Here is a 21,141-nt window from a genome sequence, read left to right on the forward strand (position 1 = left end):
GAGTTTGCGCGCGACCCTCTGACTTTTCCGCGCTTTCCCTTAAACTGCGCGCCCTGTTTGTGGAGATACCCAATGACCCTGCTCAAGTTCACCGACGTGTCCCTCGCCTTTGGCACCACTCCGCTGCTGGATAAGGTGTCCTGGCAGATCGCCCGGGGTGAGCGGGTGTGCGTCATTGGCCGCAACGGTACCGGCAAGTCGAGCATGCTCAAGCTGGTCAAGGGCGAGCAGAAGCCCGACGACGGCGACATCTGGCGCGCCCCGGCGCTGAAGATCGGCGAGCTGCCGCAGGAGTTGCCGCGCGCCGACGACCGCACCGTCTACGACGTGGTCGCTGAAGGTCTGGCCGAGGTGGGCGAGCTGCTGGCGCGCTATCACCACCTGAGCATGCACATCGAAAGCGAAGAGGACCTGAACAAGCTGGCGCGCGTCCAGCAGGAGCTGGAGGCCCGCGACGGCTGGCGCCTGGGGCAACTGGTGGACACCACACTGACGCGCCTGCAACTGCCGGCCGACAAGACCCTCGCCGAGCTCTCCGGTGGCTGGCGCCGCCGCGTGCTGCTGGCCCAGGCGCTGGTGGCCGAGCCCGACCTGCTGCTGCTGGACGAGCCGACCAACCACCTGGACATCGGTGCCATCGCCTGGCTGGAAAATGCCCTGGCCGACTTCCCCGGCGCCGTGCTGTTCATCACCCACGACCGTGCCTTCCTGCAGGCCGTGGCCACCCGTATCCTCGAACTGGATCGCGGCCACCTGATCGACTGGAACGGCGACTACGCCAGCTTCCTCGTGCATAAAGAGCAGGAATTGGCTGCGGAAGAGGCAGCCAACGCGCTGTTCGACAAGCGCCTGGCCCAGGAGGAAGTGTGGATTCGCCAGGGCATCAAGGCCCGTCGTACCCGTAACGAGGGCCGTGTGCGAGCGCTGAAGGCGATGCGCAACGAGCGTGCCGATCGCCGTGAGCGCCAGGGCAAGGCCAGTTTCCAGCTGGAGACTGCGGAGAAGTCCGGCAAGCAGGTCATCGTCGTCGAGAACGCCGGCTTCGCCCACCCGGGCGGCCCGGCGCTGATTCGTGATTTCTCCCTGGTGCTGCAGCGCGGTGACCGCATCGGCCTGCTGGGCGCCAACGGCACCGGCAAGACCACCCTGCTCAAGCTGCTGCTGGGCGACCTGCAGCCGACTTCCGGCAGCGTCAAGGAAGGCACCCGACTGGAAGTGGCTTATTTCGACCAGTTGCGTCACCAGCTGGAGCCGGAAAAGACCGTTATCGACAACATTGCCGAAGGTCGCGAATTCATCACGATCAACGGGCAGAATCGCCACGTTCTCAGCTACCTGGGCGACTTCCTGTTCTCCCCCCAGCGCGCCCGCACTCCGGTGAAGGCGCTCTCCGGAGGCGAGCGGGCACGCCTGTTGCTGGCGAAGCTGTTCAGCAAGCCGGCCAACCTGCTGGTGCTGGACGAACCGACCAACGACCTGGACGTGGAAACCCTGGAGCTGCTCGAAGAAGTGCTGCTGACCTTCGACGGCACCGTACTGATGGTCAGCCACGACCGAGCCTTCCTCGACAATGTGGTCACCAGCACCCTGGTGTTCGAAGGTGAAGGTCGCGTGCGCGAATTCGTCGGCGGCTACCAGGACTGGCTGCGCCAGGGCGGTTCGCCCAAGTTGCTCGGTGTAGGTGAAGAGAAGGGTGACAAGCCCGCTGCTGCCCCCGTTGCCGAGCAGCCGGTGGCTGTCAGTGCGCCGGCGGAAGCCGCGCCGAAGAAGAAACTCAGTTACAAATTGCAGCGCGAGCTGGAAGCCATCCCCGGGCAGATCGAGGCCCTGGAAAGCGAGATGGCAGCGTTGCAGGAAGAAACCGCGTCGCCGGATTTCTACCAGCGCCCGCAGGGCGAAACCCAGGCCGCCCTGGCGCGCCTGAGCTCCCTGCAGGAAGAGCTGGACCGGCTGATCGAGCGCTGGGCCGAACTGGAAGAATAATCCGGTCGGTCCGGCGATGTGCCCGTGCATATCGCTGATCAAAGACTGCTAGGAATGGCCGAATGGCAATCGAGTACCGCATCACCCTGGATGATGAGCACGAGTTCAGTTACCGCATCGAGCTGGAGCGCCAGTACGATCCGCAGATAGCCGCCCAGGCGCCGCGCTGGACGCGCCTGGAGAACAACCGCTGTAGCAATTGCCCGCTGAGTACGGCGCAATACAGCCACTGCCCGGCGGCGGTGGATCTGCACCGGGTGATCGAGGACTTTCGTGGTTTGCCGGCTTTCAAGAAGGTCTCGGTGCAGGTCCGTACGCCCGAGCGGGAATACATCAAGCATGCGGGGCTGGAAGAGGGACTGCGTGCACTGCTGGGGGTGATCATGGCCACCAGCGCCTGTCCGCTGCTGGGCCGACTCAAGCCCATGGCGCAGCAGCACCTTCCGTTCGCCAGCAACCAGGAGTTCATCCTGCGCGCAGTGTCGCTCTACCTGATGCGGCAGTACTTCAACTTCCGCGAAGGGCGGCATGCGGATTGGGAGCTGAAGGGGCTGGTGAAGCAGTTCCAGCAGTTGCAGCTGGTCAACCAGGCGTTCTGGCAGCGCATCCACGAGACCTGCGAAGGCGACTCGAACCTGAAGGCATTCCTCAGCTTCTTCTCCATGGCGTCGAGCATGAGCTATTCGCTCGAGGCACAGTTGCAGAAGGTGCGACCACTGCTGATGAGCGGGGACATGCTCGGGGCTTGAAACGAAGCGGGCCCCGCAGGGCCCGCTGTCTCACCTTGAGCTGGTTCAGCTGGTTTTCTGCAGGCGCACGGCGAGAACGTCGCAGGGCGCACCGTGCAGCACGTCGTTGGCGGTAGAGCCCAGCAGCAGGGCTAGACCGTGGCGGCCGTGGCTGCCGACGACGATCAGGTCGCAGTCCTGTTCATCGGCAAGGCGGTGGATTTCCTGGCGTGGCTGGCCGTAGACCAGGTGGCACTGGGAACTGGTGATTTCGGCGTAGGTCAGGGTGAACTGGTGCAGGCGCTCCTTGGCCTGGTCGAACTGTTGCTGTTGCAGCATCGACAGGTCCATCGGCACGTCGCCACCGAAGGCCATGGCCATGGGCTCGACCACATGCACCGCCGAGAGCCGGGCATCATTGGCCTTGGCCAGCGCGACCGCCCGTTTCATCACCGGGTCGCATTCTTCGGTAAGGTCGACGGCGACCAGAATGTGTTGGTAGGGCATGAGCGTCTCCTCCGGGGGACTCGATAATTATCAGTATGGCCCTAACGGCCGTGCTTGACCTGTTTGACCGGTATACCCGATATGACCACGTGGATGGTAATTCTTCTTATCGCATTGGTGCTCAGCCCCCTGACCTGGCTGATTCCTTCGCGCGGCCAGCGCGGGCAGATGGACTTGCGCCTGCAGGCGCGACGCCTGGGCCTGGCCATGCAGATGGTGCAGCAGGACTGGCCGCACTGGCTGGAACGGCAGCCGCCGCGCCAGTGCGCCCAGTACCACCGCGCGCGCGGCAGGAACCGCGATGTCTGGTGCTACTGGCAGAGCGAGCCGGGTGTCTGGCTGGACCGCTGGCGCGAGGCGAGTGCCCCGGTCGAGCTGGCCCAGGCGCTGGCCAGCCTGCCGAAGGATGTCTACATGGTCGAGGCCACGCCGCAGTTCCTGGCGTTGTACTGGGGCGAGCGGGGTGACAGCAGCGATCTCGAGCGTGTCGCGACCTTCCTCAGGCAGCATGCCTGATTCGATCAGCTCTGCTGCGCGGCATAAAGGCCGGAGACCTTCTCCAGGTCTTCAATGATGCGGTCGGAGTACTTGTTGATCAGGAACGGCACGCTGTTCTGGTTGTAGTTCTGCAGCGATTTTTCGATGTAGCGCCACTTGATCGCCACGCCGCGCAGCTCCTGGCCGATCTCCGGCGTGGTCTGCGGCGCCTGCTGCAGCTTCACCAGGTTGATCGCGAAGCGGTTGGCGAGGTCGTCCAGCGGGCGTTCCTCGCCGCCGCCGAAGAAGCTGGCGCCCACCGAGGCATTGCGTGAGGCGTAGTCCACCGCGATGTCCTGCATCAGCAGGCTCTGCTCACGGGTCTGCTGGGTCAGCGGCGGGACCTTGCTGCCGCTTTCTTCCTGGATCTTCGCGTAGAGCTGCTCGGCGGTGTCCAGCAGCTTGCGGTTCTGTGCGGCGAGGTCGGCCACCGGTTGCAGGTCGGTGTAGCCGCTCTTGTCCAGTGCGCCGGTGAGGGTGTGCAACTGAGCCGCGTAGGCTTTCCATTCATCCTGCAGCTCGCTTCTGAGCTTCTTCGATTCGTTGCCGGGCATTTCCCCCAGCTTGCCCAGAGCGTCAGTCGCGCTTTGCGACGAGGCGTCGACCATCTTGGCGTACTTCTGGTCGCCTTCCATCGCGTTGAACATGAAGAAATCGCCGAGGCTGCGCTGGGCGGCCAGGCGCGTCTGGTGGATGTTGAGCAGGTCGCTGGCGGTATCGGCGGCAGCGATGAGGGGCAGGGTGGTGAGCGCGAGCGCGGACAGCAGACGCACGAGCGAACGGCTGGACATCGTTCCAACTCCTTGGAGCCATGGGCTTCTTGTTGTTTTGTTTTGCACAGGTTCCAGGCGTCCGCCAGTGTTGGCAGGAGGCAGATCGCCATTGCGCCCGACTCTAGCGCGGGCCATGGGGTTTGAACAGTGGCTGTCGGGACGGTGGTGCCAGGTAGCGATTGTCATGATAGGCGTGATGAATGGGGTATCAGGACTGCGCTGAATGCTCCGGCCCAGACGCCCCGGCCGCTTTGCGACTGTTACGTCTCGCCGATTGACAAGCATTGGCTTTTGCTAGAAGGTGGGCGCACCCAAATCAAACGGGCGTATGAATCGAGCGTTTGCCCTGCGCAGTGACTCTATCAGAACGCCCCGGCTATCGCGTCGGCGGGTGTGCCGCAAGCTTTGGGACTATCCTCGGCGACTGCCGGGCCGTCCCGATACACGGTGTCCGACGTGTGATTTCAAGCTTCCCTAGCGTGGAGATCAGTTGATGATTTACCAAGGTAAAGCCATCACGGTTAAGGCTCTTGAGAGCGGCATCGTCGAACTGAATTTCGACCTCAAGGGCGAGTCCGTCAACAAGTTCAACCGACTCACCCTGAATGAACTGCGCCAAGCAGTCGATACCATCAAGGCCGATGCGTCCGTCAAGGGCGTGATCGTGACCAGCGGCAAAGGCGTGTTCATCGTCGGCGCCGACATCACCGAGTTCGTCGACAACTTCAAGCTGCCTGACGAAGAGCTGCTGGCCGGCAACCTCGAAGCCAACAAGATCTTCAGCGACTTCGAAGACCTCAACGTTCCGACCGTAGCCGCGATCAACGGCATCGCCCTGGGCGGCGGTCTGGAAATGTGCCTGGCGGCCGACTTCCGTGTCATGAGCGCCACCGCCAAGGTCGGCCTGCCGGAAGTGAAACTGGGTATCTACCCGGGCTTCGGCGGCACCGTTCGCCTGCCGCGCATCATCGGCTGCGACAACGCGGTCGAGTGGATTGCCTCGGGCAAGGAAAACAAGGCTGAAGACGCGCTGAAAGTCGGCGCCGTCGATGCCGTCGTGGCTCCCGAGCAGCTGCAAGCCGCTGCTCTGGACCTGGTCAAGCGCGCCATCGCCGGCGAGCTGGACCACAAGGCCCGCCGTCAGCCGAAGCTGGAAAAGCTCAAGCTGAACGCCATCGAGCAGATGATGGCCTTCGAGACCGCCAAGGGCTTCGTTGCTGGCCAGGCCGGCCCGAACTACCCGGCTCCGGTTGAAGCGATCAAGTCGATCCAGAAAGCCGCCAACTTCGGTCGTGACAAGGCGCTGGAAATCGAAGCCCAGGGCTTCGTGAAGCTGGCCAAGACTTCGGTTGCGCAGAGCCTGATCGGCCTGTTCCTGAACGACCAGGATCTGAAGAAGAAGGCCAAGCAGTACGACGAGATCGCCAAGGACGTGAAACTGGCCGCCGTACTGGGCGCCGGCATCATGGGCGGCGGCATCGCCTACCAGTCCGCTTCCAAGGGCACTCCGATCCTGATGAAGGATATCCGCGAAGAGGGTATCCAGATGGGTCTGAACGAGGCCTCGAAGCTGCTGGGCAAGCGCGTCGAGAAAGGCCGCATGACCCCGGCGAAAATGGCCGAGGCACTGAACGCCATTCGCCCGACCATGTCCTACGGCGACTTCGGCAACGTCGACATCGTTGTCGAAGCCGTGGTCGAGAATCCGAAGGTCAAGCAGATCGTTCTGGCTGAAGTTGAAGGCGTAGTGAAGGAAGACGCGATCCTCGCGTCGAACACCTCCACCATCTCCATCAACCTGCTGGCCAAGGCGCTCAAGCGTCCGGAAAACTTCGTCGGCATGCACTTCTTCAACCCGGTGCACATGATGCCGCTGGTAGAAGTCATCCGTGGCGAGAAGTCCAGCGACGTCGCCGTCGCCACCACCGTGGCCTACGCCAAGAAGATGGGCAAGAACCCCATCGTGGTGAATGACTGCCCCGGCTTCCTGGTCAACCGCGTGCTGTTCCCGTACTTCGGCGGCTTCTCCAAGCTGCTGGGCTTCGGTGTGGACTTCGTGCGCATCGACAAGATCATGGAGAAGTTCGGCTGGCCCATGGGCCCGGCCTATCTGTCCGACGTGGTCGGCATCGACACCGGCCACCATGGCCGTGACGTGATGGCTGAAGGCTTCCCGGACCGCATGGCCGTGGAAGGCAAGACCGCCGTCGACGTGATGTACGACGCCAACCGTCTGGGCCAGAAGAACGGCAAGGGCTTCTACGCCTACGAGACCGACAAGCGCGGCAAGCCGAAGAAAGTCACCGACCCGCAGGCTTATGAGCTGCTGAAGTCCATCGTCACCGAACAGCGCGAGCTGAGCGACGAGGACATCATCAACTACATGATGATCCCGCTGTGCCTGGAAACCGTGCGCTGCCTGGAAGACGGCATCGTCGAGACCGCTGCCGAGGCCGACATGGGCCTGATCTACGGCATCGGCTTCCCTCCCTTCCGTGGCGGTGCCCTGCGTTACATCGACTCCATAGGCGTGGCCGAATTCGTCGCACTGGCCGACAAGTACGCCGACCTGGGTGCGCTGTACCACCCGACCGCGAAGCTGCGTGAAATGGCCAAGAACGGCCAGAAGTTCTTCGGTTGAGTGCGCAACGAATAGAGCGAGAGTGAATTTATGAGCCTGAATCCGAGAGACGCCGTCATTGTCGACTTCGGCCGCACCCCGATGGGCCGTTCGAAGGGTGGCATGCACCGCAACACCCGCGCGGAGAACATGTCCGCGCACCTGATCAGCAGCGTGCTTGCGCGCAACCCGAAGATCGACCCGGCGGAAGTCGAGGACGTGATCTGGGGCTGCGTGAACCAGACCCTGGAGCAGGGCTGGAACATCGCGCGCATGGCGTCGCTGATGACCCAGATCCCGCACACCAGCGCCGGCCAGACCGTCAGCCGCCTGTGCGGTTCGTCCATGAGCGCCCTGCACACCGCCGTGCAGGCGATCCAGACCGGCAACGGTGACGTCTTCGTCATCGGCGGCGTGGAGCACATGGGCCACGTCGGCATGATGCACGGCGTCGATCCGAACCCGCACATGTCCCTGTACGCCGCCAAGGCGTCGGGCATGATGGGCCTGACCGCCGAGATGCTGGGCAAGATGCACGGCATCACCCGCGAGGCGCAGGACAAGTTCGGCGTGCGTTCGCACCAGCTGGCCTGGAAAGCGACCCAGGAAGGCAAGTTCAAAGACGAAATCATTCCGATGGAAGGCTACGACGAGAACGGCTTCCTGAAGATCTTCGACTTCGACGAAACCATCCGTCCGGAAACCACCCTGGAAAGCCTGGCCGCCCTGAAACCGGCGTTCAACCCCAAGGGCGGCACCGTGACCGCGGGTACTTCCTCGCAGATCACCGACGGCGCTTCCTGCATGATCGTCATGAGCGCCCAGCGCGCCCAGGACCTGGGTGTGCAGCCGATGGCCGTGGTTCGCGCCATGGCCGTGGCGGGCGTTGATCCGGCGATCATGGGCTACGGCCCGGTTCCGTCGACCAACAAGGCGCTCAAGCGCGCCGGCCTGACCATCAACGACATCGACTTCTTCGAGCTCAACGAAGCCTTCGCCGCACAGGCCCTGCCGGTGCTGAAGGACCTCAAGATCCTCGACAAGATGGACGAGAAGGTCAACCTGCACGGCGGCGCCATCGCCCTGGGTCACCCGTTCGGCTGCTCCGGTGCGCGTATCTCCGGCACCCTGCTGAACGTGATGAAGCAGAACAGTGGCACCCTGGGCGTGTCCACCATGTGCGTGGGCCTCGGTCAGGGCATCACCACCGTCTTCGAACGCGTCTAAGCTTTCGTGGATGGGAGAGCCGGGGCCTTGTGCCCCGGCTTTCGTTTTTGTCGGGTGGGGATTGCCCGGCGGCCGCGCAATCAGCACAATCGCCGCCTTTTGGCCGGCGGAGGGAGAACCGACATGCATTTGCAGCCCGGATTGTATCGACACTACAAGGGACAGCAGTACCGCGTGCTCGGCGTCGCCCGGCATTCGGAGACCGAGGAAGACCTGGTGATCTACCAGGCGCTGTACGGCGAATTCGGCCTCTGGGTACGCCCGCTGAGCATGTTCACCGAGGCGGTGGAAGTGGATGGCGAGAAGGTTCCTCGATTCGCTCTGATCAGCGCCGAAGATGATCCGTTGGGTCTCCAGACCGGCCCGTCCGGCGAAACCCAAGCTTGACCTTGGCGCGACCGCCACTATATATAGCGGTGCCGCTCCAAGCGCCTCCCTCCTTGTAAATTCATCTTTTCGACGCAGGAATCTTCCGATCCATGGGTAAATCGCTGGTCATCGTGGAATCACCGGCCAAGGCCAAGACCATCAACAAGTACCTGGGCAACCAGTACGTGGTGAAGTCGAGCATCGGCCACATCCGCGACCTGCCCACCAGCGGCTCGTCCGCGTCGAAGGAGCCTGCGGCGAAAGCGCGCAAGACCGCTTCCGAAGCGCCGGCCCTGTCGCCGAAGGAGAAGGCCAAGCGCCAGCTCGTCACCCGCATGGGCGTCGACCCGGAGCACGGCTGGAAGGCCAAGTACGAGATCCTGCCCGGCAAGGAAAAGGTGATCGAGGAGCTGCGCCGCCTGGCCAAGGACGCCGACACCATCTATCTCGCAACCGACTTGGACCGCGAAGGGGAGGCCATTGCCTGGCACCTACGCGAGGCCATCGGCGGCGACGACTCGCGCTACAAGCGCGTGGTCTTCAACGAAATCACCAAGAAGGCCATCCAGGAGGCCTTCTCCCAGCCCGGCGAGCTGGATATCAACCGCGTGAATGCCCAGCAGGCGCGCCGCTTCCTCGACCGCGTGGTGGGCTACATGGTCTCTCCGCTGCTGTGGGCGAAGATCGCCCGCGGCCTGTCCGCCGGCCGTGTGCAGTCGGTGGCGGTGAAGCTGGTGGTGGAGCGCGAGCGCGAGATCCGCGCCTTTGTCCCGGAAGAGTACTGGGAAGTGCATGCCGACCTCGGCACGCCGAAGAACGACAAGGTCCGCTTCGAGGTGGTGCGCGAGAAGGGCGAAGCCTTCAAACCGCTCAATGAAGCGCAGGCCATGGCCGCCCTGGAGAAGCTCAAGGCTTCCAGCTACAGCATCGCCAAGCGCGAGGACAAGCCGACCTCCAGCAAGCCCTCGGCCCCGTTCATCACTTCCACTCTGCAGCAGGCGGCGAGCAATCGCCTGGGCTTCGGTGTGAAGAAGACCATGATGATGGCCCAGCGTCTCTACGAAGCCGGCTACATCACTTATATGCGTACCGACTCGACCAACCTGTCGGCCGACGCCATCGACATGGTGCGCGGCTTCATCGACAGCGAGTTCGGCAAGAAGTACCTGCCGGCCAAGCCGAACTTCTACTCCAGCAAGGAAGGCGCCCAGGAAGCGCACGAAGCGATTCGTCCTTCCGACGTCAACCTGCGTCCGACCCAGCTGTCGGGCATGGAGCGCGACGCCGAGCGCCTGTACGACCTGATCTGGCGCCAGTTCGTGGCCTGCCAGATGCCGCCGGCCGAGTACCTGTCCACCACCGTCAGCGCCGCTGCCGGTGACTTCGAGCTGCGTGCCAAGGGCCGCATCCTCAAGTTCGATGGCTACACCAAGGTGCTGCCGCAGCAGAGCAAGCCGGGCGAGGACGACGTCCTGCCGGTCATGAACCAGGGCGATGCGATGAAGCTGCTCAAGCTCGACCCGAGCCAGCACTTCACCAAGCCGCCGGCGCGCTTCTCCGAAGCCAGCCTGGTCAAGGAACTGGAAAAGCGCGGCATCGGTCGCCCGTCCACCTACGCGGCGATCATCTCCACCATCCAGGAGCGCGGCTACGTCACCACCCATAACCGCCGCTTCTACGCGGAAAAGATGGGCGACATCGTCACCGACCGCCTCAACGAGAGCTTCTCCAATCTGATGGACTACGGCTTCACCGCCGGCATGGAAGAGAACCTCGATGACGTGGCCCAGGGCGAGCGCGACTGGAAGAATGTGCTGGACGAGTTCTACGGCGACTTCCGCAAGAAGCTCGACCTGGCCGAGGCCGCCAACGACGGCATGCGCGCCAATCAGCCGACCCTGACCGACATCCCCTGCCGCGAGTGCGGCCGCCCGATGATGATCCGTACCGCCTCCACCGGTGTGTTCCTCGGCTGCTCCGGCTACAGCCTGCCACCCAAGGAGCGCTGCAAGGCGACCGTGAACCTGATCCCAGGCGACGAGATTGCCGCGGATGACGAGGGCGAGTCCGAGTCCCGCGTGCTGCGTGGCAAGCATCGCTGCCCGATCTGCAGCACCGCGATGGATGCCTATCTGGTCGACGAGAAGCGCAAGCTGCACATCTGTGGTAACAACCCGGATTGCGCCGGCTACGAGATCGAAGAGGGGCAGTACCGCATCAAGGGTTACGAAGGCCCGAGCCTGGAATGCGACAAGTGCGGCAGCGAGATGCAGCTCAAGACCGGCCGCTTCGGCAAGTTCTTCGGCTGCACCAACCCGACTTGTAAGAACACCCGCAAGCTGCTGAAGAATGGCGAGCCTGCACCGCCGAAGATGGATGCCATCCGCATGCCGGAACTCAAGTGCGAGAAGGTCGACGACATCTACGTACTGCGTGACGGCGCTTCTGGCCTGTTCCTGGCCGCCAGCCAGTTCCCGAAGAATCGCGAGACCCGTGCTCCGCTGGTGGCCGAGCTGATTCCGCACAAGGAAGAGCTGGATCCGAAGTACCACTTCCTGCTCGCCGCGCCGGCAAAAGATCCGGATGGCCGCCCGGCGGTGATCCGCTTCAGCCGCAAGACCAAGGAGCAGTACGTGCAGTCCGAAGTCGACGGCAAGCCCACCGGCTGGCGTGCCTTCTTCGACGGCGGCAAGTGGAAGGTCGAAGACAAGCGCTGATGGAAGGCGCGCCCCGCTGAGGCGGGGCGTGCTTATACTGCCGAAGTCGACTGCAGAGAGCCCGGTCATGGCGAACGAACTCTATACCCGCACCAACCAGAAGCTGTTCTTCGCCGGCCTTGCCCTGGAAGCCTGGCGCAGCGCCGAAACGGCGCGTGCGATGAATGCCCAGGCGCGCATCCAGGCCGAGCGCGAAGCGGCGTTGTTCCATCTCTATGGTGCCGTGCTGGGTGTGGCCCATGAGATCGCCGGTTACTACCGCCTGCCCCAGGCTGGTGCGCCGCGCGTCGATATGCTGCTGAATGCCGAGGTGCTGGCCGCCGCTCCAAGCCCGGAGCTGGCCGAAATGGTCGAGCTGGCGCAATCGCCCGAAGCCTGGCTGGGTCGCCTGCTGGCCGCCTATGCCGCGCTGTTCCAGCCCCCGAGCGAGCCGAAGAAAGCCAAGGTCGATCCGACCCAGCCGCTGATCCAGGCGGTGAATGTCGACGACGAGGTGCCGGACGAACTGGGCAATGAAGAGCTGGAGGCCTGGCGCAAAGCCCTGAAAGACCTGGTGCTGCGTTTCCGCGCTTCGCTCACCGAGCTCTGATTCCCGCTTCACACTGTGCCGGCCTTCTGGTCGGCCGATGCGCGCTTTGGCTAGGGCGTAGTGGGTGTGGCTGTTACACTACGCGTTCTGTTGTGGAGAACTTCGCTATGCCAACCTCATTTCTGGAAATTGTCGAGCTGCCTGACGGGCGCATTGTGCTGCGTCGCGCGGACGAGGAGGAGGCGCTGGTGACCCTGGAGTTCTCCGCCGATGCCAAGGGCTTCCTGCAGGGCCAGCACATCGAGATCGCCAAGGCGATGTTCAATGTCGGTGTGCAGATGGCCGGCCGTCTCGCCGAAGGTGGTGACATGGGCATGGACGACGAAGGTCCGCGCGTCCTGCACTGAGTTCTGCCGCCTCACTGCGCTCGCGGTGAGGCTTCTTGTTCAGTTCATCCCAGACGAATATTCAGGCTCTGCGCCTGGCCGGCAACGGCAGCGCGGGAAAGCTGCCTGCGCGCGCTTTCGCTGAGATTCAGCCAGCTCACCACCGTATGGCTGTTGCCCAGGCGCAATGCTTCGCAGGCCAGGGCCTGTGCTGCGGCGTGATCGCGGGCAGGCAGCAGGAGGATACGTTCGCGATTCAGGCCGGCCTTGCGCAACCAGTCCGGCGTCAGGCTGGGGGGCGGGGCGATCAGTGTCAGCCAGCGGGAGTCGCTTTCCTCGCTGAGCCCACGGAGCATTGGCGCCAGCAGCGTCAGGCACTGGCCGGGTAGCCCGCGCAGGGCAATCTCGCTGAAGGCACTCTCGTCGGCAACCGGCTCGTCTTCCAGCAGTTCAGGGAGCAGGGGGGCAGTACCGCTCGCCCAGAGTGCTTCCTGGAACAGCGGGAGTTGCGGCAGGTTCTGTGGCTGCGGGTACTGCATGGTTGTCTCCTGTTCAGCGACGGATAACGCCGACGCTCAAGCCTTCGATGACCAGTTCCTGTTCCTTGAGATCGACCTCGATGGGGGCGAACTCCGGGTTCTCGGCCAGCAGCCAGACCTTGCTGCCTTCGCGCTTGAAGCGCTTGACCGTCACCTCTTCACCCAGGCGGGCGACCACGATCTGGCCGTTGCGCGCCTCGCGGGTGACATGCACGGCGAGCAGGTCGCCGTCCATGATGCCGACATCCTTCATGCTCTGGCCGCGAACGCGCAGCAGGTAGTCCGCCGGCGGGTTGAAGAAGGTGGGGTTGATTCGGCAGGTGTCGTCGACGTTCTGCTCGGCGAGGATCGGCGCGCCGGCAGCGACGCGGCCGATGATCGGCAGTTCGTCGTCATTGGCGGCGGCCTTGGGTTCGAAGCCGGGGATGCGGATGCCGCGGGAGGCGCCCGGGGTCATCTCGATGGCGCCTTTGCGGGCGAGGGCTTTCAGGTGCTCCTCGGCGGCGTTGGGCGACTTGAAGCCGAGTTCCTGGGCGATCTCCGCGCGGGTGGGCGGATAGCCGTTGGCTTCCAGGCAGCGTTTGATGAAGGCGAGGATCTCGGCTTGGCGCGGCGTGAGCTTCAGCATGTCCATACTCTGGCTTTTTATACAGTGCCTGGAATTATATACAGTGATAGCGGGCTGGCAATGCTTTTATTGGGCGAGGCTGTTGGTGGAACGTTCGTGCATGTAACCTTTGGACGCTGGCAGGCGTCTTGCTGTACATACGGTCTCTCGTCGCATTGCCATGATATTGGTAACAATCCATCGCACTTTGCTTGACAATAGAAGACGCTGAAACGTATGTTTCAAACAAGTGTTTGTCAGGCGGAGTAGCCATGGCCCAGTCGGAAACCGTCGAACGCATCCTGGATGCTGCGGAACAGCTGTTCGCGGAGAAAGGCTTCGCCGAAACCTCCTTGCGTCTGATCACCAGCAAGGCGGGGGTGAACCTCGCGGCGGTGAACTACCACTTCGGCTCGAAGAAGGCGCTGATCCAGGCGGTCTTCTCGCGCTTCCTCGGTTCGTTCTGCGCCAGTCTCGAGAAGGAGCTGGATCGCCGCCAGGCCAAGCCCGATGCGCCGCGTGCCACGCTGGAAGAGCTGCTCGAACTGCTCGTTGTCCAGGCCATGGCCGTCAAGCCGCGCAGCGGCAATGACCTGTCCATCTTCATGCGCCTGCTGGGCCTGGCGTTCAGCCAGAGCCAGGGGCACCTGCGCAAGTACCTCGAAGAGGTCTATGGCAAGGTGTTCCGCCGCTACATGCTGCTGGTGAACGAGTCCGCACCGCGTCTGCCGCCGCTGGAGCTCTTCTGGCGTGTGCACTTCATGCTGGGTACTGCCGTATTCAGCATGTCCGGCATCAAGGCGTTGCGCGCCATGGCCGAGAACGATTTCGGCGTGAACACCTCCATCGAGCAGGTGATGCGCCTGATGGTGCCGTTCCTGGCTGCCGGCATGCGAGCCGATAGCGGTGTAAGCGATCCGTCGCTGGCCGGCGCCCAGCTCAAGCCGCGCACCAAGTCGAGCGCCGCACAGGCTCCCGCCAAAGTCTGATTTGCGCCCGGCTTCGCGCTGGGCTGCGCCGGTCCGATCGGCTACAGTAGCCGGCCATGGCCGATCTTGATCTTCTCCATATCTCCCTTGCTGACCAGATGCTCTACGGCTTTGCCGCGGGGTGTCTCGTCGTCCGTGTTCAGGTATCCACTGCTGTCAACGGCGCGGGGGAGCGCAACGGGTCCGGCTGCACGCCGCGTGGCCTGCACCAGATACGCGCACGCATCGGTGATGGGCTCCCCAAAGGAGCGGTGCTGAAGGGGCGGCGCTGGACCGGGGAAACCTGGACGCCTGCGCTGCACGAAGAGTTTCCCGGCCGCGACTGGATCCTCTCGCGCATTCTCTGGCTCAGCGGCTGCGAACAGGGCCGCAACCGGATGGGCGAGGTCGACACCTTTCGCCGCTACATCTATCTGCACGGCACTCCCGACTGCGAGCCCATGGCCGTCCCGCTGTCGCACGGCTGTATCCGCCTGCGCAATGACGACCTGCTGGAACTCTTTCCGCGGGTTCCCCTCCATTGCCGGGTCCGAATCGAAGAGGCTGCATGCCCTGAGTGGCACGCAGCGCAATTGAATTGAAAGGAATGCATATGCAAGGCTCCCTGATGCTCGACATCGGCGGCACCTGGCTCACCGCCGAGGACCGCCAGATTCTGCGCCACCCGGAAGTGGGTGGCCTGATCATCTTCGCCCGCAACATCGAGTCGCCGCCCCAGGTGCGCGAGCTGATGGCCGCCATCCGCGCGGTGCGCCCCGATTTGCTGCTCGCGGTGGACCAGGAAGGTGGCCGCGTGCAGCGCCTGCGCCAGGGCTTCCTGCGTCTGCCGGCAATGCGTGCCATCGCCGATAACGCCAACGCTGAGCGCCTGGCCGAGCAGTGCGGCTGGCTGATGGCGACCGAGGTGCTGGCGGTGGGGCTCGACCTGAGCTTCGCTCCGGTGCTGGATCTGGACCACCAGCGCAACGCCGTCGTCGGCAGCCGCGCCTTCGAAGGCAATCCGGAGCGTGCCGTTGCGCTGGCTGGTGCGTTCATCCGTGGTATGCGCGCCGCCGGCATGGCCTCTACCGGCAAGCACTTCCCCGGCCACGGTTGGGCGGAAGTCGATTCCCATGTGGGGATTCCCGAGGACGAGCGCACGCTGCAGCAGATCCGCGCCGTGGACCTGGTGCCGTTCCAGCGTCTTTCCGGCGAGCTGGATGCGCTGATGCCGGCCCACGTGATCTACCCGCAGGTCGACCCGAATCCAGCCGGCTTCTCCCGTCGCTGGCTGCAGGACATCCTGCGCGGCGAACTGGGCTTCGACGGTGTGATCTTCAGCGATGACCTGTCCATGGCCGGCGCCCATGTGGTCGGCGATGCCGCCAACCGCATCGAGGCCGCTCTGAGTGCCGGCTGCGACATGGGGCTGGTGTGCAATGACCGCGCCTCCGCCGAGCTGGCCCTGAGTGCCCTGCAGCGCCTGAAGGTCCGCGCGCCGCAGCGCCTTGAAAGCATGCGTGCCAGAGCCTGGCCGGGCACCGAATACAAGCAACTGCCGCGTTGGCAACAAGCCGTCGGCGAATTGCGTGCCGCACAACTGATCGACTAAGGATTTGCCATGACTGTCTACGCCATCATCGGCGGTACCGGCCTGACCCAGTTGGAAGGGTTGACCCTGAAGGATGCCATCGAGCTGGAGACGCCCTACGGTGCCCCCTCGGCGGCCGTTCAGCGCGGCGAGTTCGCCGGCCGCGAGGTGCTGTTCCTCGCTCGCCACGGCCATCCGCACCGTTTCCCCCCGCATCAGGTGAACTACCGCGCCAACCTCTGGGCGCTGCAGCAGGCTGGCGCCCAGGCCGTGCTCGCGGTGAACGCCGTGGGCGGCATCCATGCTGCGATGGGGAGTGGTCACCTGTGTGTGCCGCACCAGATCGTCGATTACACCTGGGGCCGTGAGCACACGTATTTCGCCGGTGACATTGACCATGTCACCCATATCGACTTCAGCCACCCCTACGATGAGCCACTGCGGCAGAAGCTGATCGCCGCACTGCAGGCGTTGGGATATGCGTACAGCAGTCATGGTGTCTACGCGGCTACCCAGGGGCCGCGCCTGGAAACCGTGGCGGAGATCGCCAAGCTGGAGCGCGACGGCTGCGACATCGTCGGCATGACCGGTATGCCCGAAGCCGCGCTGGCACGTGAGCTGGATTTGCCGTATGCCTGCCTGTCGCTGGTGGTGAATCCCGCGGCGGGCAAGTCCAGCGGCATCATCACCATGGCCGAGATCGAGCAGGCGCTGCACGACGGCATCGGCAAGGTGCGCGAGGTGCTGGGGCGCGTGCTGGTGAGTTGACGCTTCGCTCCTGCAGGTGAAAAAAAGCCCGGCGATTGCCGGGCTTTTTCTTTATTGCGCGGGCTGGGCCGGCGGCGGGGCGTCGAAGCCACCGTCTGCCGGAGCGGCCGGCGCAGGCTGCTGCGGCGCATCCGGGCCGGTCGGCGCCTCGTCTTCCATGCCCGGCGGCGGGGCGGCGGCCGGCTTGGCGTTGAGCGGGGTCACTTTAATCAACATGCCCAGGCTCGGGTGGTCGAGGTAGGTCAGCACGCTGTTCTTCAGGCTGGCTTCCTGGACCATGTGCTGGCTGGCGGCGAGCAGGCCGTCCTGGCCGAACTGGTTGATCCAGAAGTCGGTCTGGGTGTTCACGAAGCGTTGCTGGCTGAGAGTGACGGTACCTTCCACCGGGAAGTGGCTGTCACGCTGGGCGCCCTCGGTCAGGGAAACCTTCACCGGGTTGGCATCGATCTCCTGGCGCCAGGCCTTGTGCATCAGCACCTGGAAGCCTTCGTTCTGCTTGAGCTTGGCGACCTGGGCGTCCATGGCAGTAGGGCGCGAGCTGTCCGGGCCGGGCGGTTGCGCACCCTTGGCCCAGTCATCCGGGGCGGGGCGACTGGCGAGCACGACGTCGCCGGACTGCTGGAAGAGGATCAGCTCTACCTGGTAAGGCTCGGCAAAGGCCGCCGGCGACAGCAGTGCCAGCGACAGCAGCAGGGGTTGGAACAGGCGCATTGCACGGAATCCTTAGTGAGTCTGTGGCGTGAGGCGCTCGAGCAGCGCTTCCAGCGTGTTGAACCGTTCTTCCGGGCGCTCCATGGGCACCTGGAACTTGAAGAGGGTGGCCCCTTCGAATTTGTACCGATTGGGCTGGCTCTGGATCATCTTGATCAGCACCAGCGGGTCGACGCAGGTATCGGCGGCGAATTCTACCCGGCCTCCCTGGGGCCCGGCATCTACCTTCACTATCCCGAGCTTTTCCGCCTGCAGTTTCAGCAAAGTCAGACGGATCAGGTTCTTCGCCGGCTCTGGCAGCAGGCCGAATCGGTCGATCATTTCCACCTGCAGTTCGCGCAGGCCGTCTTCGTCGGCGGCGTTGGCGATGCGCTTGTAGAGGATCAGGCGGGCGTGGACGTCCGGCAGGTAGTCTTCCGGGATCAGCGCCGGTACGCGCAGGTTGATGTCCGGGCCGCCGCCCAGCGGCTGCTCCAGGTTCGGCTGCTCGCCCTTGCGGATTGCCTTCACCGCGCGCTCGAGCATTTCCATATAGAGGGTGAAGCCCACCGCCTGGATCTGCCCGCTCTGGCCATCGCCGAGCAGTTCGCCGGCGCCGCGGATCTCCAGGTCATGGGTGGCCAGCACGAAGCCGGCGCCGAGGTCCTGGGCGTTGGCGATGGCTTCCAGGCGCTTCTCGGCGTCCGGGGTCATCTGCTTGCGTGGCGGGGTGAGCAGGTAGGCGTAGGCCTGGTGGTGGCTGCGGCCGACCCGGCCGCGCAGTTGGTGCAACTGGGCCAGGCCGAATTTGTCGGCGCGCTCGATGAGGATGGTGTTGGCGCTGGGCACGTCGATGCCGGTCTCGATGATGGTCGAGGCCACCAGCACGTTGAAGCGCTTGTGGTAGAAGTCGCTCATCACCCGTTCCAGGTCGCGCTCGTTCATCTGCCCGTGGCCGATGCCGATGCGCGCTTCGGGAACCAGCTCCGCCAGGTCGCGGGCGCACTTCTCGATGGTCTTCACTTCGTTGTGCAGGAAGTACACCTGGCCGCCGCGCAGCAGTTCGCGCAGCAGGGCTTCCTTGATCACCGACTTCTGCTCTTCCATGACGAAGGTGCGCACGGACAACCGGCGCGCCGGCGGCGTGGCGATGATCGACAGGTCACGCATGCCGGCGACCGCCATGTTCAGGGTGCGCGGGATCGGCGTGGCGGTGAGGGTTAGGATGTCCACCTCGCTGCGCAGCGCCTTGAGCTGCTCCTTCTGGCGCACGCCGAAGCGGTGCTCTTCGTCGATGATGACCAGGCCGAGGTTCTTGAACTTCACATCGTCCTGCAACAGTTTGTGGGTGCCGATGACGATGTCGACCTTGCCCTCGGCGAGCTGGCCTACGGCGCCTTCGACTTCCTTGGCGGACTTGAAGCGGCTCATCACCTCGACCGTTACCGGCCAGTCGGCGAAACGGTCGCGGAAGCTGTTGTAGTGCTGTTGGGCGAGGAGGGTGGTGGGCACCAGCACGGCGACCTGCTTGCCGCTGTGCACCGCGACGAAGGCCGCGCGCATGGCCACTTCGGTCTTGCCGAAGCCCACGTCGCCGCAGACCAGGCGGTCCATCGGCTTTTCCGAGAGCATGTCGGCGACCACGGCTTCGATGGCGGTCTGCTGGTCCGGGGTTTCCTCGAAGGGGAAGCCGGCGGAGAAGGTGGCGTAGTCGACCTGCGGGTCCTTGAAGGCATAGCCCTTGCGCGCGGCGCGGCGGGCATAGATGTCGAGCAGTTCGGCGGCGACGTCGCGGACCTGTTCGGCAGCCTTGCGCTTGGCCTTCTGCCAGGTTTCCGAACCCAGCTTGTGCAACGGCGCCAGGGCATCGTCGCTGCCGGTGTAGCGGGCGATCAGGTGCAGGTTGGCCACCGGCACGTAAAGCTTGGCTTCGTCGGCGTATTGCAGGGCGAGGAATTCGGCGTTCTGACCGTCGATCTCCAGGGTGATCAGGCCCATGTAGCGGCCGACGCCGTGGTCGATGTGCACCACCGGCGCGCCTTCACGCAGCTCGGTGAGGTTCTTGATGACGTTCTCGCCACCGTCGCGGGTCTTCTCGCGGCGCCGACGCTGCATGACGCGCTGGCCGAACAGCGGGCTCTCGGCCACCAGGGCGATGCCCGGTTGGCCAATGCCTGCGTCCAGCAGCAGGCCTTCGTCCATCGGTGCGATGGTGATCGCCAGGCGGTCCTTGTGCGCCAGGAAGCCCGGCCAGCCTTCGACCTCGACCGGGCGCAGCTTCAGTCGCGCCAGCAGTTCCAGCAGCACCTCGCGGCGGCCGGCGGACTCGGCGGTGAAGAGGATGCGTCCGTCGAACTGCTCGATGAACTGGCGCAGGCGTGCCAGCGGCTCGGTGGCCTTGGCCTCGATGGCCAGCTCCGGCAGCGGCTCGGCAGGGAAACGCTCGCGGCCGACGCCGGTCTCGATGGGCTCGGGGCTGACCACCACGCGCGGCCAGTTCTTCAGGCGGGCGAAGCAGTCCTCTACCGGCAGGAAGACTTCAGCGGGCGGCAGCAGCGGGCGCTCCGGGTCGTAGCGGCGGTCTTCGTAGCGGTTGCGTACGTCGGTCCAGAACTGCTCGGCGGCGGTTTCGATGCCCGGCAGGGAGAACACCTGGGTGTCCTGGGGCAGGTAATCGAACAGCGTCGATGTCTCGCCATCTTCGAAGAACAGCGGGATGTAGTACTCGATGCCGGCAGGTGTCAGGCCGCTGGCCAGGTCCTGGTAGATCGGGCAACGGCGGTAGTCGACGTCGAAACGCTCGCGGAAGCGGCCGCGGAAGCCGGTCACTGCTTCCTTGCGCAGCGGGAACTCGCGGGCCGGCAGCAGGCGGATGCTCTCCACCTTATCGATGGAGCGCTGGGTTTCCGGATCGAAGGTACGAAGCGTCTCGATTTCGTCGTCGAACAGGTCGATGCGGTAGGGCAGTTCGCTGCCCATCGGGAACAGGTCGATCAATGCGCCGCGCACGGCGAACTCGCCGTGTTCGTAGACGGTGTCCACACAGCGATAGCCGGCGGCCTCGAAGCGGCTGCGCATCTGCTCGACGTCAAGCTTCTGGCCGACGTCCAGCACCAGGCTGCTGCCAAGCAGGAACTTGGCCGGCGCCAGACGGTGCAGGGCGGTGGTGATGGGCACCACCAGCACGCCGCGGCGCAGTTCGGGTAGCTGATAAAGGGCGGCGACGCGCTGGGAGATGATGTCCTGGTGCGGCGAGAAGACGTCGTAGGGCAGGGTTTCCCAGTCCGGCAGCTGCAGAACCGGCAGGTCTGGCGCAAAGAAGCACAGCTCCTGCTCCAGGCGCTCGGCGCTCTGGCTGTCGGCGGTCAGCAACAGGGTGAAACGTTTGGCTGGGCCGGCCGCTTCAGCGATGGCCAGGCTCAGGGCGGCCCCGGGGAGGTTGCCCCAGGATTGCTTGCCGGCAGCTGTCGGCAATGTAGGGATACGCAATACGGACACGGGCGTTCGTGGCTCCGGTCGAGGAATTTGACCGGTCGGATTGTAACTATCCCGATTGACGGATGTCAGTCATACGACCGCTGCGGATTGCCGGCGATTGTTCA

19 protein-coding genes are annotated in these 21,141 nt (G+C 64.3%); 13 read left to right on the forward strand and 6 right to left on the reverse strand.

All coding sequences use genetic code 11. The features are described from left to right. Positions 1-72 precede the first annotated feature (72 nt). Both GJV37_RS04885 and GJV37_RS04890 read left to right on the forward strand, forming a co-directional pair. The gene (locus GJV37_RS04885) at positions 73-1,983 is read left to right on the forward strand and encodes an ATP-binding cassette domain-containing protein (protein ID WP_084357388.1); all 1,911 of its coding nucleotides are present in this window, start codon (positions 73-75) and stop codon (positions 1,981-1,983) included. Positions 1,984-2,045: 62 nt separating this feature from the next. Beyond that, positions 2,046-2,732 carry a DUF6901 family protein gene (locus GJV37_RS04890; RefSeq protein ID WP_024766848.1) on the forward strand — a complete coding sequence of 229 codons (687 nt, stop codon included), beginning with the start codon at positions 2,046-2,048 and terminating at the stop codon, positions 2,730-2,732. Positions 2,733-2,777: 45 nt separating this feature from the next. Here GJV37_RS04890 and GJV37_RS04895 read toward each other — a convergent pair whose 3' ends face one another. Continuing rightward, positions 2,778-3,218, reverse strand: a complete 441-nt coding sequence (locus GJV37_RS04895) for a universal stress protein (protein ID WP_024766849.1) — start codon at positions 3,216-3,218, stop codon at positions 2,778-2,780. An 81-nt stretch (positions 3,219-3,299) separates the two neighbouring features. Between GJV37_RS04895 and GJV37_RS04900 the strand changes: the two genes are divergently transcribed. Beyond that, positions 3,300-3,734, forward strand: a complete 435-nt coding sequence (locus GJV37_RS04900) for a hypothetical protein (protein WP_170858374.1) — start codon at positions 3,300-3,302, stop codon at positions 3,732-3,734. A 5-nt stretch (positions 3,735-3,739) separates the two neighbouring features. Here the strand turns inward: GJV37_RS04900 and GJV37_RS04905 are convergent, their stop codons facing one another. Continuing rightward, complete coding sequence (locus tag GJV37_RS04905) at positions 3,740-4,546, reverse strand: hypothetical protein (RefSeq protein ID WP_170858375.1); 807 nt, start codon at positions 4,544-4,546, stop codon at positions 3,740-3,742. A 475-nt stretch (positions 4,547-5,021) separates the two neighbouring features. Between GJV37_RS04905 and fadB the strand changes: the two genes are divergently transcribed. The 6 genes from fadB (at position 5,022) to GJV37_RS04935 (ending at position 12,397) form a co-directional block, all read left to right on the forward strand. Next, positions 5,022-7,169: a fatty acid oxidation complex subunit alpha FadB gene (fadB, locus tag GJV37_RS04910; protein WP_024766852.1), complete on the forward strand. Its 2,148-nt coding sequence runs from the start codon at positions 5,022-5,024 to the stop codon at positions 7,167-7,169. A 30-nt stretch (positions 7,170-7,199) separates the two neighbouring features. Beyond that, on the forward strand, positions 7,200-8,375 hold the full coding sequence (gene fadA, locus GJV37_RS04915) for an acetyl-CoA C-acyltransferase FadA (protein ID WP_024766853.1): 1,176 nt from the start codon (positions 7,200-7,202) through the stop codon (positions 8,373-8,375). 123 nt (positions 8,376-8,498) lie between these two features. Continuing rightward, complete coding sequence (locus GJV37_RS04920) at positions 8,499-8,762, forward strand: DUF1653 domain-containing protein (RefSeq protein ID WP_024766854.1); 264 nt, start codon at positions 8,499-8,501, stop codon at positions 8,760-8,762. Between the two features lie 92 nt (positions 8,763-8,854). Continuing rightward, positions 8,855-11,461 (forward strand): type I DNA topoisomerase, encoded by a 2,607-nt coding sequence (gene topA, locus GJV37_RS04925; protein WP_024766855.1) that lies wholly within the window; start codon positions 8,855-8,857, stop codon positions 11,459-11,461. A gap of 67 nt (positions 11,462-11,528) precedes the next feature. Next, on the forward strand, positions 11,529-12,050 hold the full coding sequence (locus GJV37_RS04930; protein ID WP_170858376.1) for a DUF6586 family protein: 522 nt from the start codon (positions 11,529-11,531) through the stop codon (positions 12,048-12,050). Positions 12,051-12,157: 107 nt separating this feature from the next. Then, positions 12,158-12,397: a hypothetical protein gene (locus GJV37_RS04935; protein ID WP_024766857.1), complete on the forward strand. Its 240-nt coding sequence runs from the start codon at positions 12,158-12,160 to the stop codon at positions 12,395-12,397. A 44-nt stretch (positions 12,398-12,441) separates the two neighbouring features. Here GJV37_RS04935 and sulA read toward each other — a convergent pair whose 3' ends face one another. Both sulA and lexA read right to left on the reverse strand, forming a co-directional pair. Next, complete coding sequence (gene sulA / locus GJV37_RS04940) at positions 12,442-12,915, reverse strand: SOS-induced cell division inhibitor SulA (RefSeq protein ID WP_065084890.1); 474 nt, start codon at positions 12,913-12,915, stop codon at positions 12,442-12,444. Positions 12,916-12,928: 13 nt separating this feature from the next. After that, positions 12,929-13,543: a transcriptional repressor LexA gene (gene lexA, locus GJV37_RS04945; protein ID WP_026079098.1), complete on the reverse strand. Its 615-nt coding sequence runs from the start codon at positions 13,541-13,543 to the stop codon at positions 12,929-12,931. Positions 13,544-13,794: 251 nt separating this feature from the next. Between lexA and GJV37_RS04950 the strand changes: the two genes are divergently transcribed. Genes GJV37_RS04950 through GJV37_RS04965 form a run of 4 tightly spaced genes read left to right on the forward strand, consistent with a single transcriptional unit; the run spans position 13,795 to position 16,849 of the window. Then, positions 13,795-14,511 (forward strand): TetR/AcrR family transcriptional regulator, encoded by a 717-nt coding sequence (locus GJV37_RS04950; protein ID WP_193452189.1) that lies wholly within the window; start codon positions 13,795-13,797, stop codon positions 14,509-14,511. 56 nt (positions 14,512-14,567) lie between these two features. Beyond that, positions 14,568-15,092, forward strand: a complete 525-nt coding sequence (locus GJV37_RS04955) for a L,D-transpeptidase (protein WP_170858377.1) — start codon at positions 14,568-14,570, stop codon at positions 15,090-15,092. Positions 15,093-15,103: 11 nt separating this feature from the next. After that, positions 15,104-16,102, forward strand: a complete 999-nt coding sequence (gene nagZ / locus GJV37_RS04960; protein ID WP_170858378.1) for a beta-N-acetylhexosaminidase — start codon at positions 15,104-15,106, stop codon at positions 16,100-16,102. 9 nt (positions 16,103-16,111) lie between these two features. Beyond that, positions 16,112-16,849 carry an S-methyl-5'-thioinosine phosphorylase gene (locus GJV37_RS04965; protein ID WP_065084893.1) on the forward strand — a complete coding sequence of 246 codons (738 nt, stop codon included), beginning with the start codon at positions 16,112-16,114 and terminating at the stop codon, positions 16,847-16,849. 51 nt (positions 16,850-16,900) lie between these two features. Here the strand turns inward: GJV37_RS04965 and GJV37_RS04970 are convergent, their stop codons facing one another. Together GJV37_RS04970 and mfd are read right to left on the reverse strand one after the other, a co-directional pair. Beyond that, positions 16,901-17,560, reverse strand: a complete 660-nt coding sequence (locus tag GJV37_RS04970; protein WP_038803716.1) for a CsiV family protein — start codon at positions 17,558-17,560, stop codon at positions 16,901-16,903. Positions 17,561-17,572: 12 nt separating this feature from the next. After that, positions 17,573-21,037 (reverse strand): transcription-repair coupling factor, encoded by a 3,465-nt coding sequence (mfd, locus tag GJV37_RS04975; RefSeq protein WP_170858379.1) that lies wholly within the window; start codon positions 21,035-21,037, stop codon positions 17,573-17,575. Positions 21,038-21,141: the final 104 nt, after the last annotated feature.

It is taken from the genome of Pseudomonas nitroreducens, from assembly GCF_010994165.1.
GTDB lineage: Bacteria > Pseudomonadota > Gammaproteobacteria > Pseudomonadales > Pseudomonadaceae > Pseudomonas > Pseudomonas nitroreducens.